Source organism: Acidovorax sacchari (genome assembly GCF_042847045.1).
GTDB lineage: Bacteria > Pseudomonadota > Gammaproteobacteria > Burkholderiales > Burkholderiaceae_C > Paracidovorax > Paracidovorax sacchari.
Genome location: NZ_AP035783.1, coordinates 4,153,145 through 4,165,634 on the forward strand (window position 1 = coordinate 4,153,145; position 12,490 = coordinate 4,165,634).

Below are 12,490 nucleotides of genomic sequence, written 5' to 3' on the forward strand. Positions count from 1 at the left end.
CATGTAGTAGCCGCCATAGCCATCGCCGATGGCATAAGCTCCTCGCCCTCCCGAGCCGGCATAGCCGCCAGCCCCCCCGCCGGCGTTGTAGACGGTATCTCCGTTGGTGGCGTCACCGCCATCTCCGCCATACGTGTTATTCGTACCGGATACCCACGTAGTGTTGAGCAGGTCGGTATTTCCCCGGGAAATCCGGGTGGCATAGGCTCTATGGCTGGAGACCCCGAGTAGGCACACTTCATAAACGCCGGCCGGAACCACCCAGTTGAAGACGGTCTGCGAATTGGACGCTCCCGCGCTCTGGAAGACCACCTCACCGGGCACTGCCATCGGCAATGCGCCTGAAAACATCTGGGCCCGCATCATGTTGCGAATCCGGTGAGTGCCGAAACGTACCAGCCCGCATTGCCGACGAAGCACTTCTCGAAATAAAGCAGATGGCGCTTGCCCGTGACGATGGTGGGTATCGTGCCGTTGGCCCAGACGGAGCCTGCAGGCAGGGTGAAGCCACCTCCCGTCATGAAGCTGATCTCCAGGAGCACCGAAGCGCTGTCCGCCGGCACGTTGATGAACGACAGGGCGACCGTCGAGCCATTGATGCCCAGGTGGAATCGCATGCCCTTCGAAAGGTCCATGACGCCATCGGTGAGCTGCGACGGCTCGTTGAGCATGGCCACGCGGCGCCATGGCGATGTCGAGGGATTGCCCGGCAGGCCGGCCACCCCGCGTGCATGGACGAGCCCGTTGGAACCGATGGCCAGTTGCGCCAGCGTTGTGGTGCCTTCAGGACCGCGAAGCACCAGCAGTTGGCCGTTGGAAACTCCCAAAGGCACGCCGGCCGCTGGCGATCCAAAGCGGTAGAAGCCCGCATTCACCGCAGACGAAAGATCCGCGTTGCCCAGATCGGCGACTGCAGGAATGGGAATCGTGACCACGCCCTTCAAACCGTTGATGCTGGCCACGGGCCCTCCCGAGATGGAGCCGAGACCCTGCGCCACGGCTGCGGCGTCCCGGGCTGCAGCCTGGGCTGCACCCGTAGCCACACCTCGAGCCTCCTCGGCGGCCTGCCGCGCGGCGGCGGCGTTGCCAGCCTGGATGGTCGCGGTATCGCGGGCCGCCTCGGCCGCGGCCCGCGCGGTGGCGGCACTGCCGGCCTGGGCCACCGCCGTGGCGGCGGAATCTGCCGCCGCCGCCGCGCTTTCGACCACGGCCGTGGCGTTCTGGAACATGTTGGCACCCAGGGCATTGGCCTGGGGCACGAACGCGGCCTGCGCAGCCACGCTCGCGAATGCCTTCGCCTTGAAATCCGAGGGCGTGTCCGTTGGCTGCGGCGCCAGGGGCATGGCAGTGATGATGGGCGGGGAAACGATGTCGGTCATGTGAGTCCTTCCAGCTCCAGTTCGGAGTCCGAGTAGTCGTAGTAGGAAATCACGATGTCGAAGCTCTTGTAGAAGCCGTACACCGTGGTCGATTCGTATCGGGAAGAGCCGATCCAGAGGCAGGGGGTGGCGCGCACTTCCGCCAGGAAGTCGTTGAAGGCGTCCACCTCCGCGGCATCGAGCAGCAGCGAGAAGCTGGCGCGCCGGGCGAAGGCCCTCTCCACCACCACCACGTCCCCGAAATCTGTTCTTTCCTTGCGGCTGTAGTCCTGGATGCCGACGCGCGCACCAGCCTTCACGCCCAGGGCGAAAGTCCGCACCTGGCCCAGCAGCAGCACGCCCACGGCCAGGGCGGCCGTGCCATCGAGATCGATCAGCACGTCCGCGCCGGGAAAGCTCGGCAGGTCCATCCGCACCGACTGGCTGGGAGCCCGGTGTTCGCCGAAATACCACTCCCACCAGTCCGGCGCGGCCGGTACCCACGACAGGTCTTCGGTACGGTCGTACACCGTGCCGTAGACCGGATCGACCATGCGCACGCGCATGCGGATCGCTCCCGTGATGTGCAGGGCCGCCATCGACGTGACGGCCTGCCCGGGCCGCAGCCGGTACTGGATGCTGGAGGCCTGCGCGGTCTGCGAACTCACCGACCGGTCGAAGGCCTTCCAGCGGTTCGTCGCTCCCACTTCCACCCAGGCGCCGGACGGATCCGTCGCAGGGTCCTTGCCCACGTTGCCGTCCTGCGTGCTCTGGTACACCCTGTGCGTCGATGCCTGGATGGCGCGCACGCCCTTGGCATAGGTCGTGCCCGCCGACCATGGGGGATGGTCGGACTCCGGCACGTTGCTGCCCACGAGCATGGCCGGCGTGACCAACAAAGGCCGCACCACCGTCAATGTCTGCTTGCTCATGCGATTTCCTCCTGTCTTTGCTGCGGCATGCCGTCGCCGTCCCACCGCTCCAGCACCTTCGCCACGCGGGCGTTGAGGCGCGCCGTTTCTCCCGCTTGCTGGCGGCTGTCCTCGCGCAGGGCCTGCACTTCGGCGAGCAGCGCGGATGCACCGCTCTGCCCGCTGCGATCGATGGAGGCCATCAGCGCCCGGTTGTCGGCGGCCGGGATGATCCGCTCGCCCTTGTGCACGATGGCCGGGGTGTCGTGCGGGACGTAGTTCGTCCCCTGGTCGAAGGCCGGAAAACCTACCGAGGCGGCTGCCTTCACCCAGTCCGACACCCAGTAGCCGCTCAGGATCGAGAGGTCGTCCAGCGTTCCACCTGCTCCCTTGATCGCCTTGAGCAGTCCGATCAGGTCGCCCGTTCCGTCGAACGAGTGGTACAGCGGGGACAGCTTGTCGAGCCGCGCGATCAGGGCCTGATCGATGACCGGTTCGTATCCGACGCCTGCCGTACCCAGGTATAGGAGGCGCCGGTACCTGGCCTGCTCAGCTGCCGCTCCGCTGCCATCAGCGTTGCCGCCACTGGTGCCACCCCACACGGCGCCACCGCTGCCCGAGCCCGAACCGGGAGGCGGTGCAGAGGCGCCTTCGCCACCGCCCTTGCCCAGCACGGAGCGCAACTTGTCGATCGCTGCGGCAACGCTCAACGTCGCATCGAAGGTGCCGTTCGCGATGTCGATCTGCCGGCGCCAATAGTCCAGCATTTCCTGCTGGGCCTTGAGCTGCCGGTTGACCGCATCGGTCTGCGCATCGAGGGCTTCTGACTGCCCCTTCAGCGCCGCAAGCTGCTGCTCGGCAACGCTCTTCTGCCCTCCGCTGATGGCCTCCAGTTGCGACAGCGTGCCGGCCAGGCCCAGACGGTCACGGTCCAGCTCGAACTGCGTGGCGTAATTACCCGGCTCCAGGCCGCTGCGCGCCGCGCCGATGGCCTCCTGCAGCAATGCCTGTTCGGGCAGATAACCCGTGGAGCGTGCCGTCGCCAGCGACTGCTCCACGAAAGCCCATCCACGCGCCGCCTGCATGGTGGCGGTCGTGCCCACCTGCCCATACAACTCGCGAGCATTGCTGCGCACGAGCTCGAACACGCCTGTGACGAGCGACAGCGACTCCTGCGCCAGTTCGCGCTGCGTGTCGATGGCCTTGCGCTGGGCGTCGATGGACTCCAGTTGCGCATTGAGGCGTTCGCTTTCCAGCGTGGCGGCGCTTTGCAGGCGACCGTAGGCGTCCTCGCGGTTCTGCTGCGCGCGGTTGACGGCTTCGGCCGCATCCTCCAGTTCCCAGATATGCTCGGCCATCCTGGCCAACTCCGGGTTGAGTTTCCACAGCGCGTCGTACTCTTGCTTGCGGCGCATGTCCAGCGCCTCCCGGTCTCGCCCCTGTGCGGACAGGAGCCGCTGTTCGAGATCGAACCGCTTGTCCGCGATGGCTGCTGCGGCCGCCGCCGCGGTGGCCGCGTCTTCCAGTTCGTAGATGCGCGTGACCAGCTTGGCCAACTCGGGGTCCAGCTTGTAGAGCGCGTCGTACTCCTGCTTCCGTCGCATGTCCAGCACGCCCCGCTCATCGCCCTGGGCTGCCAACAGACGCTGCTCCAGATCACGGCGCGTGTCGGTCTTTCGCTGGACTTCCTCGGCAGAGACTGCGACGGCATCAAACGCGCCAGCGAGTTGCACCAGCATCGCGTAAGCCTTGCGGCCGGAGTCGGTCGTAAGGTCCTGCGCATCCACCAGAGCACGGTACTGCCTGCGGGCATCCGAAGCATCGACATCTGGCAGTTTCAGCTTCAGGGTCTCAAGTTGCTTTTCCAGCTGCTTCCTCGACGCGTTTCTCTGCTCCTCCGGGCTGTAGAACTTCTGGAAGTACGAGCTTGTCGCTGTGCTGAATCCGCTGGAGCCACCGAAAAGATCAATGAGCTTGCTGGCCATGTCGGCACCGGCAAGGCTGGACGCATACAAAGTCGTGCCCAGGCTTTCAAAGACACCATTCACAGCCACCAGACTGCCCGACAGGCGCGTCAGTGCCCCTACGGCCGTCTCTCCCGCCCGTGTGTATTCCGTCGTACCCAAAGTAGTGGAGGCCAGTGACTCCGCGACCTTATCGAACTCCTCCTTCAACTTCTTCTGGATCTCGTCAGCGCTCAGTCCGTTGAAACTGACCTTGATGGACGCTGTGAATTGATCGATGGCCGTGGTCCCCAGGCCCAGCACATTGGCCATGGCTGCGGTGCTCAAGCGCATCGCATCGAACTGGTCGGCCAAGCCTTTGCGCAGATCCTCGTCCAGGGTGCCGTACTTGGTCTTGTTGGAGCGGAAATAGCCTCCCTTGTAGAACTGGTAGGTACGCCCCGTGAACCCCGCCTCTCCGCCGAATTCGCCTTCGATGCCCTGGTCCTTGAGCTTGCGCCCGAACAGCCGGTTGACGGCTCCGCTGATCACGCCAGCGATCGGACCTATCCCCGGAATCATCGAAGCGATGCCTCCGATCATGTCCACGTACTTGTTGACCTGGTAGCCGCCCGATATGAGGCGGCTGATGCCATAGCCAGAAAAGCCGTTGATGACGGATCCTGCAATCGCACCAGCAAGCTGGGCCCCGCCCGCCTCGAAGGCACCCATGAATCCGCCCCATGAGGAGGTATTCATCATGCCCGCACCGAACTGGCCGAACATTTCCTGTACGGCCTCGCTGCCATACCGGCTCAGAAGGTCCGACGTGACGATCTTGCCGCCCGTGCTGCTGGCAACGTTGAGCCCCCCGCTCACGAGGTTGTAAAGGCCCATGCCCGCCTCAACCACGCTTCCTGCACCGGCAACACCTGCCGTACCGTTTCCGCTACCAAACAGTCCGTTGGTGACGCTCGATAGCATGCCTGAGACCGGCGCCACGATCGCGCTGATCACAGGCCTCAACACCAATGTGTCGAACATGTTCTTCAACGCATCCCTCAGGTGCCGGCCGAAATCCTTACCACTCTCGAACCCCTTGAACAGGGCATCGGTGAGCGACTGCTGGATCTGGTCCGCCGTCTTCGCCCAATCATCGCGCACGACCTTGGCCACGGCCGCCTCGGTTTCCTTGCGCCTGGCCTCTTCCAGGGTTTCGCGCACCTTCGCTTTATCCGGATCCTTGCTTCGGTCAACCTCCGCCAGTTTCTCCGCGTACTTCGCCTCGATCTGGCGCTGCGCGACGATCTTGGCCCGCTCGACTGCCGTCAACGACGCCAGGCCGGCTTCCTGCTCGGCTGCAGCGACGCTGGCTTCGGCCGAACGGAGCATGTCGTCGGCCTGCTTCTGGAGCACGTTGTGCTCGGCGATGCGGGTCTGGTTGATCTTCCGCTCCTGGGCTGCGGCCTGCTCGCGCAGCTTTTCCACGTAGGCGGGGTCATAGCTGGAGTCGCTACCAGACTCCAGTTCCGTGATCTTTGCCTTGATGAGCGAAAGCCGGTATTCCTCGATCTCGACCTTTCCCTTCCCCCACAGCGCATTGGATGCCTCCAGCTCGGATGCCTGCTGCTCGATGGCCTTGGCGGTTCTGCCTGCCTCGTCGATGAGCGCGGCATAGGCGCGGCGGGCCTTCTCGAGTTCCTCGTTGCGCTCTTTGGCGGCACTGCCGCCAGCGGTGTCTGCGCTCACGGTGAGTCCGGGGCCTGCCGGATTGCTTCCGGCAGCCATGTTCCGGCCTGCGCCCGCGGAGTTGTCGGCCGTTTTGCCGGCGCAGCAGCCGCGCTCCGTCCTGGCCACGGCCACCGGCGATGGCCCTTGCGGGGAAGAGGACGCCTTGCGCTTCTTTTCCTCGCTGGCTCGGTCGCTGGCCTCGACCGCCTCTCTCTCTGCCCTGGCGATGTCCGCCCGCGACTCGGCAGCACGCCTTTCCATGCGTTGCTGCTCCTGAAGGAAAGCCAGCTTGTCCTGCAAGTCCCTGGTCGCCTTGCCATCCTTGATGCCGATGGACTGGTTACGCTGCTGCAGTTGCTCGATCTGCGCCTGCACCCCGGCGATCTGCTCGGAAATCGAAGCGGGCCGGCCGATACCCAATATCTGGTCCCAGACACCCTTGGCGGTGGAACCAAGGCCGCGCCATGCGCGCTCCAGGTAGCCCAGGCGCTCTTGCATCGTGCCGGCCACACCTGCCATGGCCCGCTCGTATGCGCCTTGCGCCAGGGCGGCCGCCTCGGACGCACGGCCCTGCTCCTGCAATGCCTTGATCTGGTCGTACACCGCGGCAGTGAGGTAGTTGTGGCGCTCATTGAGCCTGCGCGAAGCCTCCACCGGCTTTTCGCCCAGTTCGACATAGGCCTTCACGGTATCCGCCACCGCCACGCCGACGTCGCGCTCCATGCGCAGCGCTGTTTCGGTGAAGCGCTGCAGGTCCCCCGCCGCCACCTGCCCCGACTCGCCAAGCAGCGCGATCACCCGCGCGGCCTCATGCTGGGTGCCCACGGTCTGCGAGACGGCGCCGGCGGCATCCTGCATTTGCGAAACCGTCAGGCCAGCGGCATTGCCCGACAAGGCGATCGCGCGCGCATAGGCATCCGCTTCCTGCTTGCCTTTCTGGTAGGCCACCGTCAGCACGGCTGCCGTGGCGGCGGCTGCCGTGAAGGGATTCACCATCGTCGCGATGGCTTCCCCTACGGCCGCCATTGCCGGAGCGATGCCGCCAAAGGCCTCCGTCAGTTTCACGGCCTGCTCCGACAGCAGCGCGATCGGCTCCTGCCCCGCCATCAGGCCGGCGGCAATGGCTGCCAGTTGCACCGGCAGGACCTGCATGGCCGCCGAGGCCTGCGCCACCGATGACCCATAGGTCTCCATCGCCGCGCCGCCGCCACGCAGTGCCTGCTCCGATTGAAGCAGGCGCTCGATCATCCCGCGGACCCCAGCCTCCATGCTGGCCAGGGCCTGCAGCGCCTGCGCAGCATCCTGTTGAAGTGTGCCCTGCACCGTGTTGTCGGACATAGCTATCTGCCCATGTGAAAAAGGCCGCGCGGCATGCAGCCGGGCGGCCAGGAAAATGAAAGCCCGCCAGAGGGCGGGCCCGTGCGGTACCGGGTGGCGGAGGAAAGCCGCGCAGGCGGGCGCGGCAATTCATGCCGCACCGCCAATGCGCGCCCGCTCCCTCTCAGCCCTCTCGGCGAAGACCGTGAGCGCCTCGGACTCGATCACCTGGATGTCGCGGAAGCGCTCGTCGTATGTGTCGGGATCCAGGCCGGCGCGGTCCAGCTCATGGAACAGCACGCCGTAATCCAGCGCGACGGCGCCGGCCATGCCCACGCGCCACTGGTTGCAGATGCGCGACCACAGCACATAGACGGGCCAGTTCTCCGGCCACACTTCGGTAGCCGTCTCGTCGTAATCGCTGCGCTCCAGCCCCCACGCGGCCAGTTCGGCGTCGCTGGCCTGGGGCTCGTACATGGCGCGCGCGATGCGGGTCAGTTTCCCAGCTTGCCCTCGACGCAGCCTTCGCGATAGGCGTCGAAGATCGCCGTGGCACCACCGGGAATTTCGTCGGCGAGCCGCGTGGCGTTTTCCGCGTTCACCTCCACGCCTTCCAGGTCCCAGTCCTTGACGATCTTCAGGAGGTAGTCGCCGTTCTTGCGCACGGCGTTGCCGAGGATGTCGCTGATCGTGCCGGGGCTGCCGGATACGGGCATGGCCGCGGCCTCCGCGATCTCATCGACGAGTTGGCCGAATTCGGATTTCGTGCGGTAGAAGAACTCGCAGTGGATCACTCCCGTGCTGCCATCGAGCATCGGGAAGGAAACCTTGCGCTTGAACGATTCGGGACGCTTGCCCAGGACGATTTTTGCCATGATGTTGTGCTTTCACGAGAAGGGAAAAAGGCCCTCGCCGCATACGTTCGGCGGGGCATGAAAAAGGCCCCGCAGGGCCTTGGGGGCACCGGCCCTGGATCAGGCCGTGTAGCGAACCGGGCGGCCCTGCAGGGAGATGGTGGCGCGCACCTGCATCACCTGGCCCTTGGTCAGGGTGGGGGTCTCGTTGAACGACACGTAGCCGTTGTAGAGGATCACCGAGCCGTTGGGCAGCGCGACCTTGACCGCGCGGATCGCGCGCGACTCGCCCGCGGCCTTGAGCGCCTGGTAGCCAGGCAGCGTGGGGTCGTCGCCGATGCCGATCTGGATGGACTGCGCGCCGGTGACCGTGGGCAGCTGGCGCTCGTAGTCCTCCTCGAGGAACGAGAAGTTCGCGAACTGCTGGTCACCGCCGTTGGTGGTGAACTCCAGGATCTGCGGGATCTGCGTCCAGGCCAGGATCTCGCGCAGCGAACCGGCGGACGAGCCCGCCGGGAAGCGGTTCACGTCGGCCGTGTCGGAGCCGGCGATCTCCAGCGAATTCGCAGCGACGCTGGCCGCTTTGAAGATCCGCTCGCTGATCTTCTGCCAGCCGGACTTCAGCTCGAAGAACGCACCGTTGGCCAGGCCGTGGGCCGTGCTGGTGGCCACGCCGGGCGCTGCGTTGGAGATGGCGGTGATGGCCTTGGCGGTGCCGTAGCCGGTTGCGATGGCGACGGTTGCACCGTCGGGAAGGGAGACAGCCATGTTGGGCCTTTCAATGAAAAAAGCCCGCTTGCGCGGGCTGGGTGGATGCCCTGTCGGGCGAAGATGGCCGTGAGGCCGGAAAGTGGATGGATGGCGCGACGGGAGAAACCTGACAGGCTCCACGGCCGCCCGGGAAATGCACGGGATGCCTACGCCAGGGCCGGGGCTGGCAAGTCGTACGTGATGGAGTGCCGCAACGCAGACACCTGGATGCTCGGACGCGTGAGCACGCCCAGCTTGCGGTTGCAGCGGGCGCATCCCGTTTCCTGCAGCGGAACTCCCGGTGCAAAAAAGCCCGCGACAGCAAGCGCTGCGCGGGCTTTTGTATAGCTGACGAAAAAGCCCGCAGGGCGAACACTGCGGGCTTCGAAAAAATGGACATGCGTCTTCATCAGGATCTACCGAGAACCACCCAGGCCAGGGGCCTGAAGTTGCTGCGGGCATTCGACGAAGAGGCGTCGGGCGAGAGGATAAGCATCCTCTGCAATCGACTGGTGCAATTCTAATTCAGCTCCTGATGGAATGCAAGCGGTTTCCGATGGATTGGCGTGCCCGGTGCACGCAGTCATCGATGAAGTTGGCCATGCGGCGACCTGCCTCACCATGCGGCACGCGAGACAGGCCCGTGCCGGCGCACGCCTTGCATGCCCTGGATGAGAGCCGTGCCGTACCCGGCATGGACTCGAACTTGCGGCCTTCGCATGCCGAGCACGTCGGCTGCAACCACCAGTACAGCACTGCGGCGGCCACGGAATGCGGCGCATCGATGCGCCAGCGGGTCGCCTGCGCGGCCAGTTGCTCACGCACCTGCGGCAGCGTCTTCAGCCGGGCGAACACCTGGGCATGCCGGAGTGCGAGGCATTGATCCGCGTCTTGCGGCCGCTCCTTCGGAGACGAATGAACCATGTCGGCCCGCGGCATGCGCGAATGATCGACCCCGTCGTACTCCGAATGCAGCCGCAGCAGTGCGCCCCCGACGCGGGAGCGGCTCCAGCCGGCAGCCACCAGGAGGTCCGCATCCGATCGGGAAGCGCCCTCGCGCACGCAAAGACGGAGATTGGAGGAGTTGCCGGCAGTGCTGTAGGCTTCCTGGACGGTGCGGGAATCGTTGCGGTACATGGTCTTCCTTGAAGGGTAGAGGGTGGCGCCGGGCGGAGCGAAAGCATCGGAGATGCGTCGGTGAAGGGCCTCGGCCCGGTGTCTCGATCCATGTCTCAATTAAACACCATGTTTAAACAAATGTCAAACCTTTTGTTTAACAACATTTTGTTTAAACGATGGACAATGGCTCCATGCATGAAAGCGCCCTACGCCTCTACCAGGCCGCCTCCGAGCTCAAGGACGTCACCGGCCAGTCCGCCGTGGCACGCCTGCTGGGAGAGTCCCCGCAGAACATCAAGAACTGGGAGATGCGGGGTATTTCCAAGGCCGGCGCCCTGAAGGCGGAAGAACTCATCGGCTGCTCCGCCGCTTGGCTGCTGACCGGCGACAGGCAGGCCACGCCGGCGCACCGCAAGCCGACCCAGCCTGCCGCCGTGTCCACGCCGGGCAGCGTGACCGTGCCGCAGCTGGCGAATGCAGCATCCATGGGCGCCGGCAGCGAAATGGCGCACGAGGACGTGATGGTGGGCCGTCTCACGCTTTCCCCCACATGGATCGGCAGGACGCTGCGCGGCCTCAGCACCCCCGAGAACCTCCGCTTCATCCACGCCTATGGGGACTCCATGGAACCCACGTTTCTGGACGGTGACGTGCTGCTGGTGGATGCGGGCGTGCGCACGGTGGAGGTGGACGGCGTGTATGTCCTGGGAGCCCAGAACCGCCTTTTCATCAAGCGCGTGCGCCAGCGACTGGACGGTGCCTACGAGATCAGCAGCGACAACCCCACCGTGAAGACGGTGGACGTCCTGGACGGCAAGCACACGGTGGAGATTCTGGGCAAGGTGATATGGATCTGGAACGGGCGCAAGATCTGAACGGACCGCGATTCGCCACGTTTAACGACCAGCAGGATAGCGGCATCGTTTAAACACCTTGCACGTACCGCCGCATCTTCCAAACAAAATGAATAGGCCGCGGTGCGGTGGAAAGTGAAGGCGGGATGACGGTGCCCTGCACAGGGAAACCCGGCCGGCAACCAACCAGCCAGCCAGCCACTCGCCAGAAGGGCAGCGGCGCGTGGGTCGTCGCGCCGTGCCGCGCGCTTCATCCATCTTTGTGTATGTGGTAGGCCGTGCTGGGCTCGAACCAGCGACCAAAGGATTATGCGTGCCACTTCGGCTTTCGCCGCCCGTTTCCGGTTCGTGGCCTGGACTCTGTCTTGCCTTTCGGCCTTCCCGTCGAGTCTCTACACGTTCCCTCCCTGCGGAGGGCTTCGCTCGGCGTTGGCATAGCGCGCAGGACGCGCAGTAGCGTTCACCGAATTTGAGAAGTTCTACTTCAAGGCAGAGTGAACTTACCTTGAGCAACCCATTGGGTGCCGCTCCATTCCCAGGCCATTGCCTGGGGACAGGAACCTCCCCGTCAAGTCCTCTGCTCTAACCAACTGAGCTAACGGCCCACAGCCTGCCATTGTCGCATACGCAGCTGGACCACGAGAAAACCGGCGCATGCGTTTTTGCGGAACGCGCAACCCCTCCGCTTGCCGATCGGCCCTCGAAGCCCCAGAAGATGGGACACGAAAGGGCATCCGCGTAGCCCGTTTCACTCGGACGCCTCGACAGAGGTTTTGTAACCCGCCGGCGCCCGTGTATGGATTACCCTCGAAAGTTACGGTCGAGTTGCTTTTGATGATCCGGCCTTATCGCCAGAACGTCGTATGCCCCTGTCCGCCTTTTCCCGCCTGCCGTTGGCGCATTACGCGCTTGTCGTCGATGACCACCCGCTCGTCGCACGCGGCATGGCCGAGTTCCTGAGCCTCCACCCCCGGTTGGAGGAGTGCCGCCATGCCTGCGAAATATCCGAGGCCCTGCGCATCATTGCCTCCCATGGCTCGCCCATTCTGGCCCTGGTGGATTTCTGGCTCGCGGAGGGTGCTGCCACGTCCTTCATCGACAATCTTTTCGCGATGTCCCCGGGAACACGCGTGTTGGTCGTGAGCGCGGACCACCATCCGGCCATCGTGCTCAAGACCCGGGCCAGTGGCGCCCACGGATTCATCCACAAGCGGGAACCGCCCGAGACCTTCCACGCCGCCATCAATGCCGTGCTCGATGGCTCGCCCTGGTTCGACTCCGGGGCGACGGCATGTCTTTCCAGCACGGCCATTGGAGCCGCAACTCCCCGCGAGATCCATCTCTCACCCGCCGATCTCGGCCTGACCCCGCGCCAGGGCCAGATCCTCGCGCTGGTTCTCGAGGGACTGCCCAACAAGCCCATCGCCAATGCGCTGCATCTGTCGGAGCACACGGTCAAGGAGCACCTCACGGCCATTCTGCAAAAGCTCGGCGCCAGCAATCGGGTGGAACTGATCTCCAGGCTGCGCGGTGTCCGGATCGACGAATCCTGAACCGCCCGGTGCAGCCGACACAAGGAGTTACGCAATTCCTGCCACGGCGGGGAATGGGCCGAAGGAACGGCCACGTATAAATCCGCGTACCCCTGGCAGA

General features: G+C 64.9%; 10 protein-coding genes. 2 read left to right on the top strand and 8 right to left on the bottom strand.

The genetic code is table 11. The annotated features are described in order from the left end of the window. Window positions 1-362: 362 nt before the first annotated feature. From ACGHC0_RS18430 to ACGHC0_RS18465, 8 genes are all read right to left on the bottom strand, one after another. Window positions 363-1,379, bottom strand: coding sequence for a hypothetical protein (locus tag ACGHC0_RS18430; protein WP_415266404.1), 1,017 nt, complete (start codon window positions 1,377-1,379; stop codon window positions 363-365). Continuing rightward, window positions 1,376-2,290 (bottom strand): carbohydrate-binding protein, encoded by a 915-nt coding sequence (locus tag ACGHC0_RS18435; protein ID WP_415266405.1) that lies wholly within the window; start codon window positions 2,288-2,290, stop codon window positions 1,376-1,378. Before ACGHC0_RS18435 ends, ACGHC0_RS18430 begins: the two co-directional genes overlap by 4 nt. Then, window positions 2,287-7,281 (bottom strand): phage tail length tape measure family protein, encoded by a 4,995-nt coding sequence (locus ACGHC0_RS18440; RefSeq protein WP_415266406.1) that lies wholly within the window; start codon window positions 7,279-7,281, stop codon window positions 2,287-2,289. The genes ACGHC0_RS18435 and ACGHC0_RS18440 overlap by 4 nt, the downstream gene beginning before the upstream one ends. Before the next feature lie 129 nt (window positions 7,282-7,410). Further along, window positions 7,411-7,737 (bottom strand): DUF1799 domain-containing protein, encoded by a 327-nt coding sequence (locus ACGHC0_RS18445; RefSeq protein WP_415266407.1) that lies wholly within the window; start codon window positions 7,735-7,737, stop codon window positions 7,411-7,413. 17 nt (window positions 7,738-7,754) lie between these two features. Next, on the bottom strand, window positions 7,755-8,135 hold the full coding sequence (locus ACGHC0_RS18450; protein ID WP_368352356.1) for a phage tail assembly chaperone: 381 nt from the start codon (window positions 8,133-8,135) through the stop codon (window positions 7,755-7,757). 99 nt (window positions 8,136-8,234) lie between these two features. Beyond that, window positions 8,235-8,882, bottom strand: a complete 648-nt coding sequence (locus ACGHC0_RS18455; protein ID WP_368352357.1) for a phage tail protein — start codon at window positions 8,880-8,882, stop codon at window positions 8,235-8,237. A gap of 149 nt (window positions 8,883-9,031) precedes the next feature. Then, a complete protein-coding gene (locus tag ACGHC0_RS18460; protein WP_415266408.1) occupies window positions 9,032-9,274 on the bottom strand; it encodes a hypothetical protein in 243 nt (80 codons plus the stop codon). Between the two features lie 115 nt (window positions 9,275-9,389). Further along, window positions 9,390-10,001 carry a hypothetical protein gene (locus tag ACGHC0_RS18465; RefSeq protein ID WP_368352358.1) on the bottom strand — a complete coding sequence of 204 codons (612 nt, stop codon included), beginning with the start codon at window positions 9,999-10,001 and terminating at the stop codon, window positions 9,390-9,392. A gap of 173 nt (window positions 10,002-10,174) precedes the next feature. Here ACGHC0_RS18465 and ACGHC0_RS18470 point away from each other — a divergent pair, with 173 nt between their 5' ends. After that, entirely contained in the window at window positions 10,175-10,858 is a 684-nt protein-coding gene (locus tag ACGHC0_RS18470; protein ID WP_368352359.1) for a S24 family peptidase, read from the top strand. An 842-nt stretch (window positions 10,859-11,700) separates the two neighbouring features. Continuing rightward, complete coding sequence (locus ACGHC0_RS18475) at window positions 11,701-12,390, top strand: LuxR C-terminal-related transcriptional regulator (RefSeq protein ID WP_368352360.1); 690 nt, start codon at window positions 11,701-11,703, stop codon at window positions 12,388-12,390. Window positions 12,391-12,490: the final 100 nt, after the last annotated feature.